The 23,816-nt window shown below is 61.8% G+C and carries 19 protein-coding genes; 7 read left to right on the top strand and 12 right to left on the bottom strand.

What is annotated here, in order from left to right; all coding sequences use genetic code 11:
- Positions 1-354 precede the first annotated feature (354 nt).
- Entirely contained in the window at positions 355-1,812 is a 1,458-nt protein-coding gene (gene mltF, locus ACF8EF_RS13935) for a membrane-bound lytic murein transglycosylase MltF (protein WP_392461531.1), read from the top strand.
- 87 nt (positions 1,813-1,899) lie between these two features.
- Here mltF and tadA read toward each other — a convergent pair whose 3' ends face one another.
- Positions 1,900-2,379 carry a tRNA adenosine(34) deaminase TadA gene (gene tadA / locus ACF8EF_RS13930; protein WP_012051365.1) on the bottom strand — a complete coding sequence of 160 codons (480 nt, stop codon included), beginning with the start codon at positions 2,377-2,379 and terminating at the stop codon, positions 1,900-1,902.
- A complete protein-coding gene (locus tag ACF8EF_RS13925) occupies positions 2,379-3,758 on the bottom strand; it encodes a multicopper oxidase family protein (RefSeq protein WP_176683688.1) in 1,380 nt (459 codons plus the stop codon). Before ACF8EF_RS13925 ends, tadA begins: the two co-directional genes overlap by 1 nt.
- A 299-nt stretch (positions 3,759-4,057) precedes the next feature.
- On the opposite strand from ACF8EF_RS13925, the gene ACF8EF_RS13920 reads away from it, so the two are divergent.
- Positions 4,058-5,938, top strand: a complete 1,881-nt coding sequence (locus ACF8EF_RS13920; protein ID WP_392461529.1) for an LTA synthase family protein — start codon at positions 4,058-4,060, stop codon at positions 5,936-5,938.
- A gap of 93 nt (positions 5,939-6,031) precedes the next feature.
- Here the strand turns inward: ACF8EF_RS13920 and guaA are convergent, their stop codons facing one another.
- From guaA to ACF8EF_RS13900, 4 genes are all read right to left on the bottom strand, one after another.
- Entirely contained in the window at positions 6,032-7,609 is a 1,578-nt protein-coding gene (gene guaA, locus ACF8EF_RS13915) for a glutamine-hydrolyzing GMP synthase (protein WP_176683690.1), read from the bottom strand.
- Positions 7,610-7,687: 78 nt separating this feature from the next.
- Positions 7,688-9,157 (bottom strand): IMP dehydrogenase, encoded by a 1,470-nt coding sequence (gene guaB, locus ACF8EF_RS13910; protein WP_003255025.1) that lies wholly within the window; start codon positions 9,155-9,157, stop codon positions 7,688-7,690.
- Between the two features lie 86 nt (positions 9,158-9,243).
- Complete coding sequence (locus ACF8EF_RS13905; RefSeq protein ID WP_392461970.1) at positions 9,244-9,801, bottom strand: sugar ABC transporter ATPase; 558 nt, start codon at positions 9,799-9,801, stop codon at positions 9,244-9,246.
- Between the two features lie 47 nt (positions 9,802-9,848).
- Positions 9,849-10,604, bottom strand: a complete 756-nt coding sequence (locus ACF8EF_RS13900; protein WP_392461968.1) for a sulfite exporter TauE/SafE family protein — start codon at positions 10,602-10,604, stop codon at positions 9,849-9,851.
- 97 nt (positions 10,605-10,701) lie between these two features.
- Between ACF8EF_RS13900 and ACF8EF_RS13895 the strand changes: the two genes are divergently transcribed.
- The 4 genes from ACF8EF_RS13895 to leuA all read left to right on the top strand — a co-directional run bounded on the left by ACF8EF_RS13895 (position 10,702) and on the right by leuA (position 15,967).
- Positions 10,702-11,580 carry a LysR family transcriptional regulator gene (locus tag ACF8EF_RS13895; protein WP_176683692.1) on the top strand — a complete coding sequence of 293 codons (879 nt, stop codon included), beginning with the start codon at positions 10,702-10,704 and terminating at the stop codon, positions 11,578-11,580.
- Between the two features lie 80 nt (positions 11,581-11,660).
- Complete coding sequence (gene xseA, locus ACF8EF_RS13890) at positions 11,661-13,040, top strand: exodeoxyribonuclease VII large subunit (RefSeq protein WP_004575640.1); 1,380 nt, start codon at positions 11,661-11,663, stop codon at positions 13,038-13,040.
- Between the two features lie 3 nt (positions 13,041-13,043).
- Positions 13,044-13,871, top strand: coding sequence for a peptidoglycan DD-metalloendopeptidase family protein (locus ACF8EF_RS13885; protein ID WP_392461966.1), 828 nt, complete (start codon positions 13,044-13,046; stop codon positions 13,869-13,871).
- A gap of 422 nt (positions 13,872-14,293) precedes the next feature.
- Positions 14,294-15,967, top strand: coding sequence for a 2-isopropylmalate synthase (gene leuA, locus ACF8EF_RS13880; RefSeq protein WP_021781914.1), 1,674 nt, complete (start codon positions 14,294-14,296; stop codon positions 15,965-15,967).
- A gap of 400 nt (positions 15,968-16,367) precedes the next feature.
- Here the strand turns inward: leuA and ACF8EF_RS13875 are convergent, their stop codons facing one another.
- Genes ACF8EF_RS13875 through zwf form a run of 3 tightly spaced genes read right to left on the bottom strand, consistent with a single transcriptional unit; the run spans position 16,368 to position 19,235 of the window.
- On the bottom strand, positions 16,368-17,048 hold the full coding sequence (locus ACF8EF_RS13875; protein WP_176683694.1) for a bifunctional 4-hydroxy-2-oxoglutarate aldolase/2-dehydro-3-deoxy-phosphogluconate aldolase: 681 nt from the start codon (positions 17,046-17,048) through the stop codon (positions 16,368-16,370).
- A 17-nt stretch (positions 17,049-17,065) separates the two neighbouring features.
- Positions 17,066-17,779: a 6-phosphogluconolactonase gene (pgl, locus tag ACF8EF_RS13870; protein WP_209967778.1), complete on the bottom strand. Its 714-nt coding sequence runs from the start codon at positions 17,777-17,779 to the stop codon at positions 17,066-17,068.
- Positions 17,766-19,235 (bottom strand): glucose-6-phosphate dehydrogenase, encoded by a 1,470-nt coding sequence (zwf, locus tag ACF8EF_RS13865; RefSeq protein ID WP_252458931.1) that lies wholly within the window; start codon positions 19,233-19,235, stop codon positions 17,766-17,768. The genes pgl and zwf overlap by 14 nt, the downstream gene beginning before the upstream one ends.
- Before the next feature lie 211 nt (positions 19,236-19,446).
- Between zwf and hexR the strand changes: the two genes are divergently transcribed.
- The gene (gene hexR / locus ACF8EF_RS13860; RefSeq protein WP_209969915.1) at positions 19,447-20,310 is read left to right on the top strand and encodes a MurR/RpiR family transcriptional regulator; all 864 of its coding nucleotides are present in this window, start codon (positions 19,447-19,449) and stop codon (positions 20,308-20,310) included.
- Here hexR and ACF8EF_RS13855 read toward each other — a convergent pair.
- The 3 genes from ACF8EF_RS13855 to ACF8EF_RS13845 form a co-directional block, all read right to left on the bottom strand.
- The gene (locus ACF8EF_RS13855; protein ID WP_103463202.1) at positions 20,303-21,157 is read right to left on the bottom strand and encodes a D-hexose-6-phosphate mutarotase; all 855 of its coding nucleotides are present in this window, start codon (positions 21,155-21,157) and stop codon (positions 20,303-20,305) included. The genes hexR and ACF8EF_RS13855 overlap by 8 nt on opposite strands.
- A gap of 117 nt (positions 21,158-21,274) precedes the next feature.
- Complete coding sequence (locus tag ACF8EF_RS13850) at positions 21,275-22,618, bottom strand: carbohydrate porin (protein WP_021781910.1); 1,344 nt, start codon at positions 22,616-22,618, stop codon at positions 21,275-21,277.
- 41 nt (positions 22,619-22,659) lie between these two features.
- The gene (locus ACF8EF_RS13845; RefSeq protein WP_103463203.1) at positions 22,660-23,814 is read right to left on the bottom strand and encodes an ABC transporter ATP-binding protein; all 1,155 of its coding nucleotides are present in this window, start codon (positions 23,812-23,814) and stop codon (positions 22,660-22,662) included.
- Positions 23,815-23,816: the final 2 nt, after the last annotated feature.

Here is a 23,816-nt window from a genome sequence, read left to right as displayed (position 1 = left end):
GTACGACGCGATATCGAGATAGGCACCAAGGCGTTCGCGCGCGAATCCCACAGGTATAATTGGCCCGAAACAAACGTAGGAGCGGGTTTACCCGCGAAGCGCCGCGCGGGCGGCGCTCGATCTCATAGGCGCTGAATATTTTAAGGCGGACACCTGCGGCGCTCGATCTCACAGGCGCTGAATGTGCCGAGCCGGGCACCTGGTCGTCGCTCGATCTCACAGCCGCTGAACATCTCAAGCCGGGCACCTGGTAGCCTTGATGCAGTCCCCCTCCCCAACCACACAACCCGCTACCAGACAAGCTAACAGTTGTCGAGATATGGTTGGGCCAGTCCTTTGCGTATACTGCAACCTATGTTCGCCCACACTGCTTTGCGCCAGCGTTGCGCCAAATGGCTTCTCGCAACCGGACTCTTTCTGCTGTTAGGTGCCTGCGTTGAAAAACCCAGCACCCTCGAGCGCGTGAAGGAGGATGGCGTGCTGCGCGTGATCACGCGCAACAGCCCGGCAACCTACTTCCAGGACCGTAACGGCGAAACCGGCTTCGAGTACGAACTGGTCCAGCATTTCGCCGAGGATCTTGGCGTAAAGCTGCAGATCGAGACCGCCGACAACCTGGACGAGCTGTACGACGCCCTCGGCAAGCCCTCCGGCCCGGTACTGGCTGCTGCCGGCCTGGTCAGCAGTGAGCGGCGCAAGACCCAGGTGAAATACTCCCATCCCTATCTGGAGGTGACCCCGCAGGTCATCTACCGCAATGGCCGCCCACGCCCCACCAGCGCCAAGGGTTTGGTCGGCAAGAAGATCATGGTGCTCAAGGGCAGCAGCCATGCTGACCAGTTGGCCGAGCTGAAAAAGCAGTACCCGGCCTTGCAATATGAGGAATCCGACGCCGTCGAAGTGGTCGACCTGCTGCGCATGGTGGACGAAGGCCAGATCGACTTGACCCTGGTGGACTCCAACGAACTGGCGATGAACCAGGTGTATTTCCCCAACGTGCGGGTCGCCTTCGATTTGGGCGACACCCGCGACCAGCGCTGGGCAGTGGCAGCAGGCGAAGACAACAGCCTGCTCAACGAAATCAACGAATTTCTCGACAAGGCGCAGAAGAACGGCACCCTTCAGCGCTTGAAGGACCGCTACTACGGCCATGTCGACGTACTCGGCTACGTTGGCGCCTACACCTTCGCCCAGCACCTGCAACAGCGCTTGCCCAAGTACGAGAAGCACTTCAAGAACTACGCCAAGGTCGAGCAGGTCGACTGGCGCCTGCTGGCAGCCATCGGCTACCAGGAATCGATGTGGCAGCCGGAAGTCACCTCCAAGACCGGCGTACGCGGCCTGATGATGCTGACCCAGCGCACCGCCCGGGCCATGGGCGTGTCCAACCGCCTGGACCCTAGGCAGAGCATCCAGGGCGGCGCCAAGTACTTCATGAAGATCAAGGAAGAGCTTGACGACAGCATCAAGGAGCCGGACCGCACCTGGTTTGCCCTTGCCGCCTACAATGTCGGTGGCGGCCACCTGGAAGACGCCCGCGTCCTGGCCAGGCGCGAAAAGCTAAACCCGAACAAGTGGCTGGACGTGAAGAAGATGCTGCCGCGGCTGGCTCAGAAGCAGTGGTACCGGCAGACCAAGTACGGCTATGCCCGTGGTGGCGAGCCGGTGCATTTCGTGGCCAACATCCGCCGTTACTACGACATCCTCACCTGGGTGACCCAGCCGCAGCTCGAAGGCCAGGTGGCCGAGGGCAACCTGCATGTGCCCGGGGTCAACAAGGACAAGCCAGCGGATAAGTCGTCGCCGATGTAAGCCAGTAGGTCTCTTCGCGGGTAAACCCGCGCCTACAAGAATTGCGCAGAGCCTGAGCGGGCTTGCCCGCGAAGCGGCCGGTGCAGCTCAAGCCTTGGCCCGGCGGGCCTTGAAGAAGTCGCTGAGGATCTGCCCACACTCTTGCGCCAGCACCCCGCCCTCCACCATCACCCGGTGATTGAGAAAGCCTTGGCCAAAGAACTGCCCTTGGCTCTGCACGATCCCCGCCTTGGGTTCCAGCGCGCCAAACACCACGCGCATCACCCGCGAATGCACGATCAGCCCCGCACACATGCTGCACGGTTCCAGGGTCACATACAGAGTGCTGCCGGGTAGCCGGTAGTTGCTGGCCGACCTGGCTGCCGCCCTGATCGCCACCATCTCGGCATGCGCGCTGGGGTCACTGTCGATGATCGGTCGGTTGAACCCCTGGCCGATCACCTGCCCATGCTGCACCAGCACAGCCCCCACCGGCACCTCGCCCAGCGCCGCGCCTTCGGCGGCCAAGGCCAGCGCCAGACGCATGAATTCCTGATCGCGGCTGCGATCGATGATCTGCGGGCGCATCAGACCACCGCGATCGCGGCCATCAGGCCGGTTTCCATGTGGTCGATGACGTGGCAGTGAAACATCCACGTCCCAGGGTTATCCGCCACCAGCGCTACCTGGGCGCGCTCGTTCTTGCCCAGCAAGTAGGTGTCGGTGAACCACGGTTCCTTGATGTCGTGACGGTTGGAGGCGATCACCTTGAAGCTCATGCCATGCAAGTGGATCGGGTGCTGGTACTGGGTCATGTTCTTAAGCTCGAAGATGTAGCTCTTGCCCTTCTGCAACGTGGCGATGGGCCGGTCGGCACAGGTCTTGTCGGTAATATCCCAGGCCTGGCCGTTGATCTGCCACAAGCTCGGCGGTTTGCCCGCATCAGTGGTGACAGAGACACTGGCCGCCCACTCGAAATTGAAGTTCAGCTTTTCGGCATTCTCCAGGTCGGGCTCGGCGATCGGGTTGGGCGGCAACGCTGGCGGCCAGTCACTCGGCGCGTCGTTGCTGGCCACCGAACGCAGGGTGCCCAGGCGCACGAAACCGTCGCGCAGGGAGATCTCCTCACCCGCCTCGGGAATGCGGATGGCCAGACAGATACGCATGCCCGGGCCTAACCAGTACTCATCCAGCGCACGCGGAGTCACCGGGTTGCCGTCGAGGGCATAGATTCTCGCCTCGCAATTGCCTTTGAGGTTGAGGCGGTAGGTCCAGGTGTTGTCCAGGTTCAGCAGGCGCACCCGCACCACCTGGCCGGCCGGTAGCTCGGTGATCGAGTCGGCCTGGCCGTTGATGGTGATCAACCGCCCGGCAGTGCCGTTGCGCGCGGCCTCGCGCGGGATGCTGAAAGGCAGCCATGCGCCCTGCTCGTCCACATGCCAGTTCTTCAGGCTCAGCGTGCGCTCATGCTGGAACCCAGTGGGCTCACGCTCCTCGACGATCAGCGGCCCGACCAGACCGCGACCTAGCTCCTCGGAGCTGCTGACATGAGGGTGATACCAATAGCTGCCGGCGTCCGGCACGCGGAACTTGTAATCGAAGTATTCACCTGGCTTGACCGGCAATTGCGAAACGTATGGCACACCATCCATCTCCAGCGGCAGGCGGATGCCGTGCCAGTGGATGGTGGTTTCAACCGGCAGGTGATTGATGAAACGCACCCGCAACCAGGTGCCTTGGCGGACTCGCAGTTCCGTCCCTGGTGCTGAAGGGCCAAAGGCCCAGGCCTCGGTCTTGAACCCCGGCACCAGCTCCACTTCCAGTGGGGCGGCGATCAGCTCGTAGTCGTGCCCGGCATTCTCGTCCTCGACCTTGCCCAGCCAGTAGCGCGCCGCGCCTCCGGCGCCCAGGCCTACCACAACCAAGCCAGTAAGGCCTTTGAGCATTTGTCGACGGGTAAAGGACATCGGTGCGGGTACCTCGTTTCTGCGCAATCAGTCTGCCAGCAGGGGCTGGCGATGAAGGGCGAATACGATACACCTGCATTTGCGAAAGATTAAGTGAAGTCTTGTCGCACGACCGGTTATTGGCCCCGATCGCCAATGGCAACCCGCTCCCCCTCGGTACCAACCCAACGCCCTGGGGCTGACTTGCCGGATTCAGGGCGGGCTGCTTAAGTCTAAAAACGGGGTGCGCAGGTGCTGGCCTTCTGCCCGCCTATCGCTTCAGACAAGACGCCTGCTCTTTGAATGCGAAGGTAGACAGCATGTGGCACAAAAACTCATTACTGCATATCTCGCTCCTGCTCGCTGCAGGCCTGCTGCTGGCACCGAAGATCATCCTGATCGAGTTTTTCTCCCATCGATGGGTGGAGACGGGTATTTTCGATATTGCCCTGTACTTGCTTCAAGACGTGCTGCTTGTGGTCGCCCTCTATGTGATTGCCGCCAACACCATTACCAGAAACAAATTCAACTTCTATCTGTTGAGCATCGCCTCAGGCGCCTTGCTGCTGTTCCTGCTGGTGGACATGCGTGTTCGGGAGCTATGGCTGAAGCCACTGGACTGGCAACTGATAAGCTATAGCCTGCAAAACGCAAGCAACCTGACCTCCGGGGCCGAGGTGTTTCTCAAGCAAGCGGCCGGTTTCGGGCACACATTCAGGTTCATTGTCTTTGTGCTTTTTCTGGCTTACCTGGCGACCTGGTCTTTCGCTGGGCTGGCAACCTGCATCGCTTATAAAGAACAGCGCACCCGCACAGTAAAGAAAAGACAACACCTCTGGGCATCACTGCTGGTGATCGGCGCCCTGCTCTTCGGCTCCATCCATGCCAAAGACGCGCGCTATCACCTGAACGAAAACATTGTCATCAGCCCGCTGGTCACGACACTCAGAAACACCACTTCCTTGACCGCAGCTCCGCATAGACCGCCCCTGCCATTCGAACAACCCGCCTACCCGCTGACCAACGTCAACGAAATCCGAAAACTTCAATCTCACCCCACGCCAGACTTCAAGAACCTGGTCTTCATCGTTCTGGAGTCGGTGCGCTGGAACAGCGTTTTTGCTCCCGGCATCAAAACCGCCGAGCGGTACCCCACCTTCGATAAGCTCGCTCGGGAGGGCATGCTCTTCAAAGCGTACGTCTCAGTGCCTCACTCGTCCAAAGGCTACCACGCGATCCTGACGGGGCTGCATGCCTACCCAGACATTGAAATCAAAGAGGCCATGTACCTGCTACAACCCAGCGTCATCCATGAGCTGAAGAACAGGAAAAACATGGAAGCCGTCGCCTTCAGCTCGCTGTACCTGCAGTTCGAAAACATGGAGGGCTTCCTGAAATCCATCGGTGTGTCGAATGCTTACGCAGTTTCGGAGCTCATTCCCGCCGAGAGTCGCTCACGAAATGCCAGTAGCTTCGGTGAAAGTGATGAACAGCTGTTTTCGTCCAGCATCTCTTACCTGGAAAACATCAAAAAGAATGGCAAAGGTTTCATCGCGCTCTACTTCCCAAGCGCAGCCCACTACCCCTACCAATGCAGCCAAGGCCCCCCATTACGGAGCGAGCTGGAAAAGTATGAAGACTGCATAGCCAAAACAGACAGCGTGCTGGGTGAAATGCTGACATCCTTCGACAAGCAAGGCCTTCTGGACTCGACATTATTCGTGCTCGTGGGTGACCACGGCGAGTCATTTGGTGAGCACGGTCTGTTCATTCACAACGCGTCCATGCACGAAGAGGAAGTGAGCGTACCCCTGATTTTCTGGAGTAATGGAAAGTCACTGCCCAAACCCGCCTCAACCACCAGTCACCAGATCGATATTGCGCCCACGGTTGCCGATTTTTTTGATGTGACCGAATCCCCCCTCTCTGTACAAGGCATCAGCTTGTTGAGGGAACAGGGGAAACGCACATTCTTCATGTCCACGTTCTTTGACCAACTGGCGTCAGCCTTGGTGGAGCCCCCGTACAAATACATATACGAATTCAGTTCAGACACCCTGACTAAATACAATCTTGAGGATGACCCGCAGGAAAAGCACCCGCAACGCGTGGAGGGTGATGAGTTCATCGCAGTGAGGAGCAGGCTGCTTTCCTATAACGCCTACCAGAAAGCGCTATTTGCCAGAAAGCCAGAAGAATAAGCAATCTGAACGAACAAGAACCAGAAAGCCCGCAATCATGCGGGCTTTCTGGTGTATCCGTCCTGCGGGTGCCAGCCTGGGCTGGCTACCCGATCACTCCCACTCGATAGTGGCAGGCGGCTTGCTCGACACGTCGTAGGTAACGCGCGAGATACCGTCGATTTCGTTGATGATACGACCGCTGACGGTTTCCAGCAGCTCGTACGGCAGGTGTGCCCAACGCGCGGTCATGAAGTCCACTGTCTCGACGGCACGCAGGGCCACGACCCAGGCGTAGCGACGGCCGTCGCCGACGACGCCGACCGACTTGACCGGCTGGAACACCACGAACGCCTGGCTGGTCTTGTGGTACCAGTCGGCCTTGCGCAGTTCTTCGATGAAGATGTGGTCGGCGCGACGCAGGATGTCGGCGTATTCCTTCTTCACTTCACCGAGGATACGCACACCCAGGCCAGGGCCCGGGAACGGGTGGCGGTAGACCATGTCGTACGGCAGGCCCAGCTCCAGGCCGATCTTGCGCACTTCGTCCTTGAACAGTTCACGCAGCGGCTCGACCAGCTTGAGGTTCATCTCCTCCGGCAGGCCGCCGACGTTGTGGTGCGACTTGATCACGTGGGCCTTGCCGCTCTTGGCGCCAGCCGACTCGATCACGTCCGGGTAGATGGTGCCCTGGGCGAGGAACTGGATGTTTTCCAGCTTGCTGGCTTCGGCATCGAACACGTCGATGAAGGTGCGGCCGATGATCTTGCGCTTCTTCTCCGGGTCGGCTTCGCCGGCCAGGTTGTCGAGGAACTGCTTTTCAGCGTCGGCGCGGATCACCTTGACGCCCATGTTCTCTTTGAACATGGCCATCACCTGGTCGCCTTCGTGCAGGCGCAGCAGGCCGTTGTCGACGAATACGCAGGTCAGCTGGTCGCCGATGGCGCGGTGCAGCAGCGCGGCAACCACCGAGCTGTCGACGCCGCCGGACAGGCCCAACAGGACATTGGCCGAACCGACTTGCGCACGCACCTGGGCGATGGCGTCTTCGACAATGTTGGATGCCGTCCACAGGGCTTCACAGCCGCAGATGTCCTGCACGAAGCGGGACAGGATGCGACCACCCTGCTTGGTGTGGGTCACTTCGGGGTGGAACTGCACGCCGTAATAGCCGCGGGCGTCGTCGTACATGCCGGCAATCGGGCAGCTTGGGGTGCTGGCCAGAATGTTGAAGTTGCCAGGCATCTCGGTGACCTTGTCACCGTGGCTCATCCACACGTCCAGGCCCAACACGCCGTCGTCGTCAACGTGGTCTTCGATGCCGTCGAGCAGGCGGCTCTTGCCGACAACGTCCACGCGGGCATAACCGAACTCACGCAGGTCGGAACCTTCTACCTTGCCGCCCATCTGCTCGGCCATGGTCTGCATGCCGTAGCAGATACCCAGCACAGGCACATTCAGGTCAAACACGGCCTGCGGAGCGCGCGGGCTGTTGGCTTCGTGAACCGACTCGGGGCCGCCGGCGAGGATGATGCCGCGCGGGTTGAATTCGCGGATCGCTTCATCGTCCATGTCGAACGGGTGCAGTTCACAGTACACGCCGATTTCGCGCACGCGGCGGGCGATCAGCTGGGTGTACTGGGAACCGAAATCGAGGATCAGGATGCGGTGAGCGTGAATGTCGAGGGCCATGACTCAATCTCGTCAGTGGAAATCGGAAACGACGCGGGGCTGTCATGACAGCCCCGCTTTATGTAGTAGCTGGAAGCCTCAGCCTACGCGGTAGTTAGGGGCTTCTTTGGTGATTTGCACGTCGTGCACGTGGGACTCGGCCATGCCGGCACCGGTGATACGCACGAACTCCGGCTTGGTGCGCATTTCTTCGATGGTTGCGCTGCCGGTGTAGCCCATGGACGAACGCAGGCCGCCCATCAGCTGGTGGATGATCGCGGCCAGGGCGCCTTTGTAAGGAACGCGGCCTTCGATGCCTTCCGGCACCAGCTTCTCGGCGCCGGCCGAGGAGTCCTGGAAGTAACGGTCGGACGAGCCCTGCGCCTGCGCCATGGCACCCAGCGAGCCCATGCCGCGGTAAGCCTTGTAGGAACGGCCCTGGAACAGTTCGACTTCACCCGGGGCCTCTTCGGTACCGGCGAACATCGAGCCCATCATCACGCAGGACGCACCGGCAACGATGGCCTTGGACAGGTCGCCGGAGAAGCGGATACCGCCGTCAGCGATCAGTGGCACGCCAGTGCCTTCCAGTGCTGCGGCGACGTTGGCGATGGCGCTGATTTGCGGCACGCCGACACCGGCAACGATACGGGTGGTGCAGATAGAGCCAGGGCCGATACCGACCTTGACCGCATCGGCACCCGCTTCGGCCAGGGCCTTGGCGGCAGCGCCGGTGGCGATGTTGCCGCCGATCACCTGCACTTGCGGGTAGGTTTCTTTCACCCAGCGTACGCGGTCGATCACACCTTTGGAGTGGCCGTGGGCAGTGTCGACGACGACGACATCAACGCCAGCCGCCACCAGGGCAGCAACGCGCTCGCCGGTGTCCTTGCCGGTGCCGACGGCGGCGCCGACGCGCAGACGACCCTGGTCGTCCTTGCTGGCCAGCGGGTAAGCCTTGGCCTTTTCGATGTCCTTGACGGTCATCATGCCCTTGAGGTTGAACTTGTCGTCAACGATCAGGACTTTTTCCAGGCGATGCTTGTGCAGCAGCTCGCGAACTTCGTTCTTGTCGGCGCCTTCGCGGACGGTGACCAGACGCTCTTTCGGCGTCATCACGTCGCGGACCTTGGCATCCAGGCGATTTTCGAAGCGCACGTCACGGGAGGTGACGATGCCGACCAGGTCGCCGTTGGCCAGTACTGGCACACCGGAGATGTTGTTCAGGCGGGTCAGCTCGAACAGGTCGCGCACAGTGGCATCAGCGTCGATGGTGATCGGGTCCTTGACCACGCCAGCCTCGAACTTCTTGACCTTGCGCACTTCGCCGGCCTGTTGTTCGATGGTCATGTTCTTGTGGATGATGCCGATACCGCCTTCCTGAGCCATGGCAATGGCCAGACGCGCTTCGGTCACGGTATCCATGGCAGCGGAAACCAGCGGAATGTTCAGCTCGATGCCACGGGTCAAACGGGTCTTGAGACTGACTTCATTGGGCAGTACCTCGGAATAGCCAGGTACAAGGAGGATATCGTCGAAGGTCAGGGCTTCTTGGCTGATACGCAGCATCGCGGGGGCTCCCGGGCGGGAAAAATGGAAGCGCGCCATTATACTCATGCATGGCGCGCCGCTCAATGCAAAATAAGGGCCTTCGGTCAGGCTTGTGGCAGTTTTACCTGCACCACGGCCACTGGCTGGTCGAGCCAGTCGGCGAAGCTGTCGAGAAAGGCCTGGGTGAACCCGGCCTCGCCCCAGTTGTTGAAGATGAACCCCAGGTTGGAAAAGGCACATGGCTGCAGGTAAATGAAGCCATTGATGTCATCTTCGAAGCCGCACAGCGGGCAGGTAAAGTAGTCGCTCACCGCCGGCATCCACTCTTCCAGGCTTTCGAACAACGGCTCACCCACCTCGCGCCGGCACTCCGGACAACCGGCTTCTTCGAGGAAGCCTTCGGTGGGGGTATAGATGCAGCGCTTGAGCATCACTTCCAGGCCGTTGACCGGCTCGCCGAAGGGCAGTTTTTCCGGGTGCAGGGCCACTTTGCGCGCCCCTGCCGCCAGGGCATGGCCCATGCGGTTGCCGGTGCGACCGCAGGTGGTCAGTTGCTCCTCGACGACTTTTTCGCGCACCAGCCAGCGCAGAATGGCGCGGGCACGGGCTTCATGCACCGGGACGGTAGACAGCTTTGGAACGATGATGCTCTGGGTGTTCATGAACGGGACAAGCCTGAAAAACGCCGGTGATGACGCAATTCTACCGCTCAGGCGCTCAGGTAGCGACCAATCAGCGCCAGGCCGCTGGCCAGCACCAGCCAGGTGACCAGCCGTACGAACGCTTCGCGGGACAACCGGTTGGTCAACCGACGCCCTACCCAAAGGCCAATGAACATGACAGGCAGCAGGCAGGCGGCGAGCAGCAGCAGGCTTTGCTCGGCATAGACACCGGCGATCAGGAACAGCGACAGACGCACTATCGTACTGCAACTGATCAGCGCGCTCTGGGTGGCGCGTACCTGTTCCTTCACCTCCAGCCGTGCACTCAGGTAAAGGGCATAAAGAAACCCGCCGCTGCCGAACAAAGCCCCGAACAACCCGCCTGCCGTGCCCATCGGCACCGTCCAGAAGCCGGACAGGCTGGCTGGCCTCACTTTCACTGCCAGCCCGTAAAGTGCATAGGCGGTCACGAATAGCCCCATCAACAGCAGCAACAGGTCGGACTTCAGTTGCAGCAGGAACACCACGCCCAACGTACAACCCAAGGCCATGAAGGGCAGCAGCCGCAGCAATTCACTGCGTACCACATCCCGGCGTGACGGCAGCAGGTTGCCGAACGCGGCCACGAAATCCAGCAGCACCAGCAACGGGATGATGCGTGACAACGGCATGAAGTGAATCAGCACCGGCCCCGCCACCAGTGCAGTACCAAAGCCGGCGATGCCGAAGACGATATAGGCCGCGGCAATGGCGAACAGGATCGGCAGCCAGTCAAGGCCGGAAAACGACAGTTGGGCAAGCATGGCAGCAGTTCCTGGGAAGACAGGCAAAGGTTAGCCAGCCATGAGCCATGCCTACTAATATGCCTTTATCCCCTAAGCCATCTCGAAAAGGCATGACATGACGTCGATCCGACAGTTGCGTTACTTCGTGGAGATCGCCGAGTGCGGCAGTTTCAGCAGTGCAGCCGAGCGACTGTACGTCGCCCAGTCGGCCCTTAGCCGGCAGATCAAGGAGCTGGAGCAGCAACTGGGCACGCCGCTGTTCGAACGCACGGCGCGCCTGCCTCGCCTGACGCTGGCCGGTCAGGCCTTTCTTGAACGGGCGCGACGCTTGCTGGCTGACCTGGCACAGGCTGAGCGGGTTACCCATGACATTGGCCAAGGGTTGCAAGGCAGCTTGCGCCTGAACCATTCCAGCACCGTGCCGCTGACCGGCGGGCTTCTGGCTCGCCTGGGGAACTACCTGAAGCACAACCCAGGGGTTTCGCTGGAGATTGCGCAGCAGTCATCGGAGGCACAGCTGGAAGACATTGCTGCCGGACGGCTGGATATCGGCCTGTTGCGCTTGCCGGTGCTGCGCCAGCATGAAGGCGTGGTGCTGCATGAATTGTTCGACGAACCCTTGTTGCTGGCGGTCGCCGCTGGACACCCCTTGGCGGGTACTCAGCACGTGCAACTGGAGCAACTGAAGGAAGAACGCTTCATTTCCATCCCGCACCGGGATCGCGGTGGCTTGAGCTACCTGTCTGCCTCGTTGTGCATGGGGGCAGGATTCTTCCCGAAGGCGGCGCAGGTACTGTCGCGCAAGACCACGCAATTGCAGCTGATACAGGCGGGGTTTGGGGTGGCGTTGTTGCCAGCGTGCATGCGGCAGATCGCACCCGCTTCGGTCAGTTTCGTGGCGCTGCAAGGGGATTGCCAGAGCACAGTGGCGCTGGCCTGTCGCCGCGATGCGGGGCAGATAGCCAGGCAGTTCGTAACGGCCCTGCAGGGCTGAACCTTGTTCTTCGCCGGTGCACCCGCTCCAACAGGGCCCGGGACAGACAACCGGGGCCGATGTCATTTATGATGCCTGCCATGATCAAAGACCCTTTCGAACGACTCGGGCTGGACCGCGAGGTCCTTACCGTCAGCCAACTCAACGGCCGCGCCCGCGTGCTGCTGGAAGACGTTTTCCGCAGTGTGTGGGTGGAAGGCGAAATCTCCAATCTCGCCCGCCCGGCGTCCGGCCACATGTACTTCACCCTCAAGGACAGCGGCGCCCAGGTGCGTTGCGCGTTGTTCCGGCAGAACGCCACGCGGGTACGCCAGGCGCTGCGCGACGGCCTGGCGGTGCGGGTGCGTGGCAAGGTTTCGCTGTTCGAGGGGCGTGGCGACTACCAACTGATTCTCGACACCGTCGAGCCAGCCGGTGATGGCGCGCTGCGCCTGGCTTTCGAGGCCCTGAAGGAAAAGCTCGGTGCCGAGGGGCTGTTCAGCACCGAACGGAAGAAGCCGCTGCCGGCTCACCCGCAGCGCATCGGCATCATCACCTCGCCCACTGGCGCGGTGATCCGCGACATCATCAGCGTGTTCGGCCGCCGCGCGCCGCAGGTGGAGCTGAACCTGATCCCTACAGCGGTACAGGGCCGCGAAGCCATCGCGCAGATCGTACGCGCCATCCGCCTGGCCGACAGCCTCGGCTTCGATGCGCTGATCCTGGCGCGTGGTGGTGGTTCGCTGGAAGACCTGTGGTGTTTCAACGAGGAGGCCGTGGCGCGTGCCGTGGCCGCCTGCGTCACACCAATTGTCAGCGCCGTGGGCCATGAAACCGACGTGTCGATCAGCGACTTCGTGGCTGACGTGCGCGCGCCCACCCCGTCGGCTGCCGCCGAGCTGCTGGCCCCTGACAACAGCGGCCTTCGGCAACGCCTGGATGGCCTGCAACGGCGCCTGCTGCTGCGCATGCAGAACCGCCTGACCCACGACCGCCTGCGCCTGGAGTCACTCACCCGGCGCCTGCGTCACCCAGGCGAGCGTTTGCGCCAGCAGGCCCAACGCCTGGACGACCTGGACATGCGCCTGCGCCGCGCGTTCATGCTCAACCTCAACCAGCGCCGCGAACGCCTGGCACGCCTGGACGCCCGCCTGGCCGCGCAACATCCGGGGCGGAACCTGAAGCTGCTGAACCAGCGCCTGGACAGCCTGGCCGAGCGCCTGCCACGGGCCATGCGCGAGGTGCTCAAGGACCGTCGCCAGCGGTTCCAGGCCCAGCTACAGACACTGCAAGTGGTCAGTCCGCTGGCCACCCTGGCCCGCGGATACAGCATTTTGCTGGATGAACAAGGCCAGGCCATTCGCAGCGCCGAACAGACCCGCAACGGCCAACGCCTGACCGCCCGCCTGAACGAAGGCGAGCTGCTGGTGCGCGTCGAAGACAACCACCTGACCCCGGTCACCCTCTCACTACTGGACTGACACATGCCCCGCGTGCTCGCGCCCCTGCTTGCCCTTTCCCTGCTGCTGCTGTCCGGCGGAGCCCAGGCCAGCTACATCACCCGCACACTGAACAAACCGGTACCCGGCGGTGTGGCAGTCGTCGACCTGGGCCCCGCCACCAACGCACCCAGCGCCCGTTTCGACGGCAAGCCGGTGCTGGTGGTGAAGGAGCAGGACAACTGGCTGGCCATCGTCGGCATCCCGCTGACCCAGAAGCCCGGCACCGCAGTGCTGAACCAGGGCGGGCGCACCCTGCCTTTCAGCGTAGGCAGCAAGAAGTACCCTGAGCAGCGCATTACCCTGAAGAACACGCGCCAGGTCAACCCGAACCCGGCCGACCTCAAGCGCATCGAACGCGAGCTGGCCGAGCAGATCAAGGCCTACCGCAGCTTCAGCCCGAACCTGCCGAGCAACCTGATTCTCGACAAGCCGGTCAACGGCCCGCTGTCGAGCAAGTTCGGCGTGCGCCGCTTCTTCAATGGCGAAGAACGCAACCCGCATGCCGGGCTGGACTTTGCGGTGCCGGCAGGCACGCCGATCAAGACACCCGCCAATGGCAAAGTGATTCTGGTGGGGGATTATTTCTTCAACGGCCGCACGGTGTTCGTCGACCATGGGCAGGGCTTTATCAGCATGTTCTGCCACATGTCGAAGATCGATGTGCAGGTAGGGCAGCAACTGCGTCGTGGCGAGGTAGTCGGGCGCGTGGGCTCGACCGGGCGGGCTACCGGGCCGCACATGCACTGGAACGTCAGCCTGAACGATGCGCGGGTGGACCCGGCGATTTTCATTGGCGCGTTCCAGCCCTGAACGTTGCGCTGCCTGGGCCGGCCCATTCGCGGGTAAACCCGCTCCTACAAGGGGCCGCGTACCTGTAGGAGCGGGTTTACCCGCGAATGGGCCAGCACTGCTGGCATTAATTCGATTGTGTTGCGCCATCGAAAAATACCGCGCAAAAGCAACGAAGCACTCAGCCAAATAAAGCCATAAAATCTCGCTTTATGGCTTTTTTTAAGCATTCCTCTCAATTTTCCCCGAACGCTTGCCATCCCCCACCCCACTGGTTAAGTTTGAAGGCATGAAAACCTTCAGCACCCTCATCCTGCTCCGACAACATCGCAGCCTCTGCCTGGTCAGCGCCCGACTACCAGGCTGAATCGCGTCGCCTCGCCTCTTCATATCGTTATCGCTCGGCAGGCCCGATCTCGGCCGCACACAAAAGGATTGCTTCCATGACCATGCTCAAAGACCCTTCGAAGAAATACCGCGCTTTCCCGACCATCGACCTGCCTGACCGTACCTGGCCGTCGAAGACCATCACCCAGGCACCTATCTGGTGCAGCTCCGACCTGCGTGATGGCAACCAGTCGCTGATCGAGCCGATGGATTCTGAGAAGAAACTGCGCTTCTGGAAGACCTTGGTGCAGGTTGGCGTGAAGGAGATCGAAGCCTCGTTCCCGTCTGCCTCGCAAACCGATTTCGACTTCGTGCGCACCCTGATCGAGGATGGCCACATCCCGGATGACACCACCATCCAGGTGCTCACCCAGGCACGTGAAGACCTGATTGCCCGCACCTTCGAGTCGCTGCGCGGTGCGAAGAAGGCCATCGTCCACCTGTACAACGCCACCAGCCCGTCGTTCCGCCGCATCGTCTTCAATCAGGACAAGCAAGGCGTGAAGGACATCGCGGTGAACGCGGCCAAGCTGTTCGTCAAGTACGCCGCCCAGCAGCCGGAAACCCAGTGGACCTTCCAGTACTCGCCAGAAACCTTCAGCGCCACTGAAATGGAGTTCGCCAAGGAAGTCTGCGACGCGGTCATCGAGGTGTGGAACCCTACCCCTGAACACAAGATCATCCTCAACCTGCCGGCCACCGTGGAAGTGTCCACGCCAAATATCTACGCCGACCAGATCGAGTGGTTCTGCCGCAACATCAGCCGCCGCGACAGCGTGATCATCAGCCTGCACTGCCACAACGACCGTGGCACCGGTATCGCTGCCACCGAACTGGGCCTCATGGCCGGCGCCGACCGTGCCGAAGGCTGCCTGTTCGGCAACGGCGAGCGTACCGGTAACGTCGACCTGGTGACCTTGGCACTGAACCTCTACACCCAGGGCATCGACCCGTTGCTGGACTTCTCCGACATCGACGGCGTGCGCAAGGTGGTCGAAGAGTGCAACCAGTTGCCGGTACACCCACGTCACCCGTATGTGGGCGACCTGGTCCATACCGCGTTCTCCGGCTCGCACCAGGACGCCATCCGCAAGGGCTTCGCCAAGCAGCAGGATGGGGAACTGTGGGAGGTGCCTTACCTGCCAATCGACCCGGCCGACATCGGCCGCAGCTACGAAGCGGTAATCCGCGTCAACAGCCAGTCGGGCAAAGGCGGTATCACCTACCTGCTCGAGCAGGAATACGGCATCAGCCTGCCGCGTCGCATGCAGATCGAATTCAGCCAGGTGGTGCAGGGTGAGACCGACCGCCTGGGCCTGGAAATGACCGCTCAGCAGATCTACAGCCTGCTGCACAAGGAATACCTCCAGGCCAACGCGCCATACGCACTGGTCAGCCATCGCCTGCAGGAAGAAAACGGCCACAGCGCCGTGGAAGTGGAAGTTGCCGGTGAAGGCGAAACCACCCTGCACTGGCGCGGCAAGGGCAACGGCGCCCTGGAAGCACTGGTGGCCGGCCTGCCGGTTGCCGTAGAGATCATGGACTACAACGAGCACGCCATTGGCGCTGGCACCAATGCCAAGGCCGCGGCCTACATTGAACTGCGTGTAGCCGGTGGCCGTCCGGTGCATGGCGTGGGTATTGATGAGAACATCACCACGGCCAGCTTCAAGGCCCTGTTCAGCGCGCTGAACCGCTCGCTGAGCCAGCAGGAAGCCAAGGCGGCCTGAAGCCTGGAATGAGGGATGAGAAAGCCCGCATCGTTTGATGCGGGCTTTTTTTGTGGCCTGGACTGGCCTTTTCGCGGGTAAACCCGCTCCTACAACGGCCTGCGCCCAATCACCAATGTGTGTGTGTCCACCACCGATCAGGTGTAGGGGCGGGTTTACCCGCGAATACGGAGGCCACGGCAACGGTGAACGGCCAGGGATATTGGCCAGCAGGCCCGGCCCATTCGCGGGTAAGCCCGCTCCTACAACGGCCTGTGTCCACCCCCCGGTGCGTCCACCGCAGATCAGTGTGTAGGAGCGGGTTTACCCGCGAAACGGCCAGCACAACCAATGCAAATATCCCAGGCAAAAAAAGGGGCGCCGACCAAGCGCCCCATAAGCCGTAAAGCACACAACTGATTCAGTTGGCGTCCAGCAGTGCCATCGCCTCGGCACTGCACGCTTCGATCCGCGCCCAGTCACCGTTCTTGATCCAGCTGCTGTCGAGCATCCAGGTCCCCCCCACGCACATCACGTTTGGCAGTGCCATGTAGTTGCGCACGTTGGCCGGGTTTACACCGCCAGTGGGACAAAAGCGAATATCGCCGAATGGGCCACCAAAGGCCTTGATCGCCGCTACGCCGCCACTGATCTCCGCCGGGAACAACTTGAACCGGCGGTAACCCAGGGCATAGCCCATCATGATTTCGGACGGCGTACTGATGCCCGGCAACAGCGGGATTTCACTGTCCACCCCCGCCTCGAGAATGTCCTGGGTAATGCCTGGGGTAACGACGAACTGCGCGCCCGCAGCTTCAACCGCCGCGAACATGCTGCGGTCGAGCACAGTACCGGCACCGACACACAGCTCCGGGCGCTGCTCACGCAGCACCTGAATGGCCTTGAGGCCATGCTGTGAGCGCAGGGTCACTTCCAGGGTACGGATGCCGCCGGCGGCCAGGGCGTCAGCCAGCGGCAGGATGTCTTCCTCACGAGCAATGGTGATTACCGGCAGGATGCGCGCATTTTTGCAAATGGCGTCGATCCGCGCGGCTTTATCAGCCATCGAGAGCTTGGGCTGTGGGCGTTCAAGGGTGGTCATGACTGTGGATCCTTGGCTCATGGGCACCAGTAGATGTCCAGGGGGTCGTGAAGAAAAGCGCGAATCGGCATTTCAGTAAGGTCGTTGCCCGCCAGCGCGGCGCGCAGGGTAGCGAGTTTGCTCTGGCCTTGCACAGACAGCGCGATGAAGGCGGCACTGGCCAGCAGCGAACGGGTCATCGACAGGCGCTGGTGCGGCACGCTCGGCGCCAGCAACGGCAGGCAGCGGCGTGGGCCGGCCGGGTCCAGGCCTGCTTCCAGGTTGGGACTGGCGGGGAACAGCGAGGCGGTATGGCCATCGTCGCCCATGCCCAGCACCAGCACGTCGATCGGCGGTAGCTCGGCCAAGGCCTGGTCAGCTTTGAGCGCAGCTGCATCGAGGTTCTCCGCCTGCTGATACAGGCCAACGAAACGGGCCTTGGCCGCTGCGCCCTTCAACAGGTGGCGGACCAGCAGGCCGGCATTGCTGTCGGCGTGCTCTACCGGCACCCAGCGCTCATCAGCCAGGCTGACGATGACCTTGGACCAGTCCAGGTGCTCGCTGGCCAGCTTCTCCAGGAAAGGCACCGGGCTGCGACCGCCAGACAACACCACACAGGCCTGCCCCTTGGCGGCAATCGCGCCACGCAGGCGCTCAGCCACATCATGAGCCAAGGACACGGACAGTGCCTTGGCATCCGCCAGTTCATGAGCCTTCACGGCCGCTGGCAGTTTCAATTCAGATATCCCCATACCACGCCCTCCCATCGCGTGTGATCAGTGCAATCGAGCTCATCGGCCCCCAGGAGCCCGCCGCGTATGGCTTGGGCGCGTCGCCCGCATTACGCCAGCCGGCGATCAACTGGTCGCACCACTTCCAGGCATACTCGATTTCGTCCTTGCGCACGAACAGGTTCTGGTTGCCGCGCATCACTTCGAGCAACAGCCGCTCGTAGGCATCCGGAATTCTTGCACTGCGCCAGGCATCGGAAAAATTCAGCTGCAATGGGCCACTGCGCAGTTGCATGCCCTTGTCCAGGCCCTGCTCCTTGGTCATCACCCGTAAAGAAATGCCTTCGTCCGGTTGCAGGCGGATGATCAGCTTGTTACCGATCTGCAAACGCTGTTCCGGGGCGAAGATGTAGTGCGGCGTTTCCTTGAAGTGAATGACGATCTGCGACAGTTTTTGCGGCATGCGCTTGCCGGTTCGCAGGTAGAACGGCACGCCCGACCAGCGCCAGTTACGGATGTCGGCGCGCAGGGCGACGAAGGTTTCGGTGTCGCTCTGGGCGTTGGCGTTGTCTTCTTCCAGGTAACCAGGCACCGGCTTGCCTTCGCTGTAGCCGGCAATGTACTGGCCGCGCACCACACTGGTGCTCAGGCCGTCGCCGGTGATCGGTGCGAGGGCCTTTAGCACTTTCACCTTCTCGTCACGAATGGCATCGGCGGACAGTTCGCTGGGCGGGTCCATGGCGATCAGGCACAGCAACTGCAGCAGGTGGTTCTGGATCATGTCGCGCAGCTGGCCGGCCTTGTCGAAATAGCCCCAACGGCCCTCGATACCGACCTTTTCCGCCACGGTAATCTCCACATGGGAGATGGAATTCTGGTTCCACTGGGTTTCGAACAGGCTGTTGGCGAAGCGCAGGGCAATCAGGTTCTGCACCGTCTCTTTGCCCAGGTAGTGGTCGATGCGATAGACCCGGCTTTCAGGGAAGAACCGCGCCACGGCATCGTTGACCCGGCGCGACGACTCCAGGTCGTGGCCAATAGGTTTCTCGAGCACTACCCGGGTGCGCGCAGCCAGCCCGACCTTGTCGAGGTTTTCGCAAATGGCCCCATACACCGCCGCCGCCGTGGCGAAGTAGGCGATCAGCGGCAGCTCACCCGGCAGTTGCTCGGCAAGGGCCTGATAGCCCTCGGGCTGAAGGAAGTCCAGATGCTGGTAACTCAGGCGGGCGAGGAAGCGACCCAGCGCGGCAGGCTCGATATCTGCCTCGGGCACGTGCCGGCGCAGGTGGGCTTCGATGCTGTCCAGGTGCTCCTGCGCACTGCCGGCCTCGCGGGCCAGGGCCAGCAGGCGGGTGTCCGGGTGCAACAGGTTGGCCCGGTCGAGCTGGTAGAGCGCAGGAAACAGCTTGCGCAATGCCAGGTCGCCGAGGGCGCCAAACAGGGCAAAGGTGCAAGGTTCGACACTGATTGCAGCCATGATGTTGGTTCTTTCCTAAAGTTGGTCTAGGAATACCGCTTTCACACACGGTTTTCAAGGGATAATGTAGTAAAAACCACAACATTACACACTAGTGTTACAGACAAGTGGTACGCCAATCGCACCGACAGTACGATAGACGACCGTGCAAAAAGCCTGCTGATCCCACAGCCGGCTGTCTTCCCGACCCAAGGACACACCCATGGACCGCGTGCGAAACCTCCTGGAACAGATCCAGGGCCGCCTCGACGAGCTGAACAAGGCCGAACGCAAAGTCGCCGAAGTCATCCTGCTCAACCCGCAACAAGCCACCCGTTTCAGCATCGCTGCGCTGGCCCAGGCGGCCAAGGTCAGCGAACCGACCGTCAACCGCTTCTGCCGCTCGTTCGGCGTCAGCGGCTACCCCGAACTCAAGCTGCAACTGGCGCAGAGCCTGGCCAGTGGTGCCGCCTATGTCAGCCGCGCGGTGGAGGCCGACGATGACCCGGCCGCCTACACCCAGAAAATCTTCGCCAGCGCCATCGCCTCGCTTGACAGCGCCTGCCAGCAACTGGACCCGCAGCAGGTCAGCCGCGCCGTGGACATGATGATCCAGGCCCGGCAGATTCACTTCTTCGGCCTCGGAGCCTCGGCCCCGGTGGCCCTGGATGCACAGCACAAGTTCTTCCGCTTCAACCTGGCCGTGTCGGCCCACGCCGATGTACTGATGCAGCGCATGCTGGCCTCGGTCGCCCACACCGGCGATCTGTTCGTGATCATTTCCTACACCGGGCGCACCCGCGAACTGGTCGAAGTGGCGCGCGTGGCGCGTGAAAACGGCGCTTCGGTGCTGGGCCTGACCGCCGCAGGCTCGCCACTGGCCAATGCCTGCAGCCTGAGCCTGCACATCCCGCTGCCGGAAGATACCGACATCTACATGCCGATGACCTCGCGGATCATCCAGCTGACCGTGCTCGATGTGCTGGCCACCGGCATGACCCTGCGCCGCGGCGTGGACTTCCAGCCCCACCTGCGCAAGATCAAGGAAAGCCTCAACGCCAGCCGCTACCCGATCGAGGACGACGAACTCAATTGAGCCGGTGCGCCTGCAAACGCAGGTGCGCACGCTGCCCAGGCGCCAGGCTCAGGCCTTCGCCACTGCCGCTGGTCGCCTCGACGCAGACAAAACGCTGCGACTCGCGGCCAGTCACCCCCATCAGCGGGCGATTGCCAGGGTGCCAGACCACGGTGTCGTCGCTGTCACCGGTGTCGATGCACAGCTCGCGCTGCCAGGCCGGGTCCTGCAATTGCACCCGTGGCGTACCGGGGTAGACCTTCTGGCAGCCACCCTTGAGCTTCAGCGCGCCATCTTCACGGCAAGCCTGGCGGTTGAGGCGGTCGTAGCCTTCAATGTCTTCCAGCCCGGACAGCGCTATCTCGGACACATCACTGATGCGCCAGTACGCCAGCAGCGCATGGCTCAGCTGGCAGGGTTCGCTGTCCTGATGTTCGGTGCTCAGGCTCAGTTCCATACGGCTACCTAGCCGGGCATGCAAGTCGACCTGCCAGTCGCACAGGTCCAGCCGCCATTTCAGGGTCACGCCCTCCTCGTCCTCACGGCTGTCCACCAGTTTCCAGTCCAGCAGCCGCGCCCAGCCATGGTCCGGCCACAGGTCTTCGCTGGGATGGCAGCCATACCAGGGCCAGCACACCGGTACACCACCGCGGATCGCCCCCACCTGCGGCCACTGTTCGGCGCACCACAGCCACGGCCGTTCACCCGCCGGTTGAAAGTGCAGCAACTGCGCGCCCTGGCGGCTGAACACCGCCTGGCAACGGGGGTGATCGATGATCAGCACATCGCGCTGCTGGTAACGCTCCCATTCGAATGTCGGCCGTGGCCGCTGCGAGGAAAAGAAGCGATGGAGCGGATGTTCGGGCATGGTTCAGAGCTCTTGTTGTTCGAGATAGCGCTGTCTCGGCCTATCCCCGACACCCACTGCAGACCAGTGGGTGCCGAGAACCGAAAATGGATTGGCGTAAATTTACAACAAGTGCCCTCAGAATGACGACTGAATCTTCAAGCCAGCGACCAGCGCGTTATCCACCTCGTCCACCCCGCCAGGGCTCTTGATGTACTGCAGGTTAGGCCGCACGGTCAGCCAGTTGGTAACGTGGAAGCCGTAGTAGAGCTCTGCGTTGTACTCGGTGCGCTGCAGCGGCACGAAACCAGGGTTGTCGTAATCGTTGATGCCGCTCTGGCCGTTGAGCAACTCGGCGCGCTTCTTCACGTCGTCATTCACATGAATACGCGCAACACCGAAGCCGATGTCATCTTTGGGCCGAGCGTCGAAAGCGCCTTTGTAGACCAACCCCACCTGCTGGTAGTTGTCGACCACGTTGGTGGCCTTGTCGTGCACGGTAAAGTTGGCGAACAGGCTGAGGCCACGGTTGACGTCGCCGCCGTGGGCGGTGACCTGCTGTTGCGCCACCACCCACCATCCGTGCTTGCTGGAGTGCGACTTGAAGGCTTCACCTGTCAGCGCCTGCGGGTTGCCGTTGACGTCGTCGAACACATCGTCAGCCTTGGCCGTGCTGTAGTAGTAACCCAGGCGGTACTCGCCCGGCAGGCCATTGACCTTGGGCGACCACACCGCTTCCACCGGCAAGATCGCACCCTTGGTACCACTGCCGCTGAGCTTGAAGCCGTTGCCGGTTTCCAGGTTGGAAGGGTTCTGCTCGAAGGCCCCGACCTGTACGAAGAACTCCGGGGTGATGTTGTACTTCACCCGCAGCGCCCACTGGCTGACCGGCCAGTTGTACCAGATGCCGCCCACCCAGTTGCCCACCTGCGAGCCGCAGAAGGCCAGGTTCTGGAAGTCGCAAGGGAAGCTGTTGAAGTCCTCGCCCTCGCCAAAGCGGCCAAATTTCACGTCCAGTGCGCCGTCGAAGTACTTCTGCTTGATCCACATCTGGGTCAGGCGCCAGGTCTGGCCACGGCCCCACACTTCCTGCACCGAGCTGAACTGCCCGGCGCGCGGGTCGCTGATGCGGTCGTTGGACAGGTTGCGACCGCTTCGCTCGGTGATTGCCAGCTTGAACTCGGCATCATGCCAGCCCAGTATCTTCTGCAAGTCCAGATGCGCGCCGAGGGCGAACTGGTCGCTGTAGCGTGCGGTCTTGTCGTCGTTGTAGCCGCCATGCAGGTTGCCAGCCACCTCGCCCACATAATCGAGGGTGAAGTCATAGCCCTTATCCAGCAGCTCGGTCCGGGTGCCGCCCCAGTCGCCGGTCATCCATTTTGATTCGCTGGAAAAAGCCTCGGCAGCCTGTGTACCGCTGCTGCCTACAAGTGCAAGCAAGGCCAACGATCCCAGTGTCTTGATGCGTTTGCGCTGTTCCATCCCTTTGCGTCCTCTTTTTTCTTATTGATGGTGTAGACGAGTCAACGGCCTTTGAAGTGAGCCACGTTGTCCTTTGCAGTTGCGCCAGTGCTGGCCAGATGCAGGCGCTCGCCATTGTCGGCGTCGAACAGCAGCACCCGGGCCGGGTCGAATTGCAGGTTGAGGGTGTCACCCACCCGGCACACCACATCCGGTGCAAGGCGGCAGCACACTTTTGTCTGGTTGAGCGTGACGAACACCAGCAGGTCCGGCCCGGTGGGCTCTGTGACCTGCACCTCGGCGCGGATACCCGGCAAACCATTGCCGTCAGCAGCGCCCAGGGCGATCTGCTCAGGGCGGATGCCGAGGATGATCTCGCGCCCCTCCAGCTCGTCAGCAGCCAGCCCCAAAGGCAGCTCGCAGCGCGCCTGGCCGCTGTCGAGCAGCGCCAGCAAGCGGCCATCGTGCCTGGCCAGACGCACCGGAATGAAGTTCATCGGCGGCGAACCGATGAAGCTGGCCACGAACTGGTTGGCCGGGTCGTTGTAGATCTGCTGCGGGGTGCCGAACTGCTGGATGATGCCGTCCTTCATCACCGCCACCTTGTCGCCCAGGGTCATGGCCTCGATCTGGTCATGGGTGACGTACACCGTCGTGGTCTTCAGGCGCTGGTGCATCAACTTCATTTCGGTGCGCATTTCGACCCGCAGCTTGGCGTCGAGGTTGGACAGGGGTTCATCGAACAGGTAGATCTTGGGTCGCCGCGCCAGTGCCCGGCCCATGGCCACGCGCTGCTGTTGGCCGCCGGACAGCTGCGCCGGCTTGCGCGCCAGCAAGTGTTCGATCTGCAGCAACTTGGCCACCCGCGCCACTTCCTCGTCGATGGCGGCCTGGGGCAGCTTGCGGATCTTCAGGCCGAACTCGATGTTCTCGCGCACACTCATGGTGGGGTACAGCGCATAGGACTGGAACACCATGGCGATATCGCGGTCCTTGGGGCTCATGCCACTGACGTCCTGCTCGTCGATGAGGATCGCCCCGCCGGTGATCTGCTCCAGGCCGGCGATACAGTTCATCAGGGTCGACTTGCCGCAGCCCGACGGCCCCACCAGGATCAGGAACTCGCCATCCTTGATCGACAGCTGAATGTCCTTGAGGGTGTCCGGCAGGCCGCTGCCGTAGGTTTTGTTCACATTGCGAAGTTCGAGCGTTGCCATGG

It is taken from the genome of Pseudomonas sp. zjy_15 (genome assembly GCF_043101865.1).
GTDB lineage: Bacteria > Pseudomonadota > Gammaproteobacteria > Pseudomonadales > Pseudomonadaceae > Aquipseudomonas > Aquipseudomonas putida_Y.
This window is presented reverse-complemented; position numbering and strand designations above follow the sequence as displayed.

Excerpts from the sequence above, each read along its gene's own strand:
- ACF8EF_RS13925 (WP_176683688.1), bottom strand. The coding sequence starts at position 3,758 with ATGTCCTTTACCCGTCGACAAATGCTCAAAGGCCTTACTGGCTTGGTT.
- leuA (WP_021781914.1), top strand. The coding sequence starts at position 14,294 with ATGACCATGCTCAAAGACCCTTCGAAGAAATACCGCGCTTTCCCGACC.
- guaB (WP_003255025.1), bottom strand. The coding sequence starts at position 9,157 with ATGCTGCGTATCAGCCAAGAAGCCCTGACCTTCGACGATATCCTCCTT.
- ACF8EF_RS13850 (WP_021781910.1), bottom strand. The coding sequence starts at position 22,618 with ATGGAACAGCGCAAACGCATCAAGACACTGGGATCGTTGGCCTTGCTT.
- tadA (WP_012051365.1), bottom strand. The coding sequence starts at position 2,379 with ATGCGCCCGCAGATCATCGATCGCAGCCGCGATCAGGAATTCATGCGT.
- ACF8EF_RS13905 (WP_392461970.1), bottom strand. The coding sequence starts at position 9,801 with ATGAACACCCAGAGCATCATCGTTCCAAAGCTGTCTACCGTCCCGGTG.
- ACF8EF_RS13895 (WP_176683692.1), top strand. The coding sequence starts at position 10,702 with ATGACGTCGATCCGACAGTTGCGTTACTTCGTGGAGATCGCCGAGTGC.
- ACF8EF_RS13845 (WP_103463203.1), bottom strand. The coding sequence starts at position 23,814 with ATGGCAACGCTCGAACTTCGCAATGTGAACAAAACCTACGGCAGCGGC.
- zwf (WP_252458931.1), bottom strand. The coding sequence starts at position 19,235 with ATGGCTGCAATCAGTGTCGAACCTTGCACCTTTGCCCTGTTTGGCGCC.
- guaA (WP_176683690.1), bottom strand. The coding sequence starts at position 7,609 with ATGGCCCTCGACATTCACGCTCACCGCATCCTGATCCTCGATTTCGGT.
- mltF (WP_392461531.1), top strand. The coding sequence starts at position 355 with ATGTTCGCCCACACTGCTTTGCGCCAGCGTTGCGCCAAATGGCTTCTC.
- ACF8EF_RS13855 (WP_103463202.1), bottom strand. The coding sequence starts at position 21,157 with ATGCCCGAACATCCGCTCCATCGCTTCTTTTCCTCGCAGCGGCCACGG.
- ACF8EF_RS13920 (WP_392461529.1), top strand. The coding sequence starts at position 4,058 with ATGTGGCACAAAAACTCATTACTGCATATCTCGCTCCTGCTCGCTGCA.
- ACF8EF_RS13885 (WP_392461966.1), top strand. The coding sequence starts at position 13,044 with ATGCCCCGCGTGCTCGCGCCCCTGCTTGCCCTTTCCCTGCTGCTGCTG.
- pgl (WP_209967778.1), bottom strand. The coding sequence starts at position 17,779 with ATGGGGATATCTGAATTGAAACTGCCAGCGGCCGTGAAGGCTCATGAA.
- ACF8EF_RS13900 (WP_392461968.1), bottom strand. The coding sequence starts at position 10,604 with ATGCTTGCCCAACTGTCGTTTTCCGGCCTTGACTGGCTGCCGATCCTG.
- ACF8EF_RS13875 (WP_176683694.1), bottom strand. The coding sequence starts at position 17,048 with ATGACCACCCTTGAACGCCCACAGCCCAAGCTCTCGATGGCTGATAAA.
- xseA (WP_004575640.1), top strand. The coding sequence starts at position 11,661 with ATGATCAAAGACCCTTTCGAACGACTCGGGCTGGACCGCGAGGTCCTT.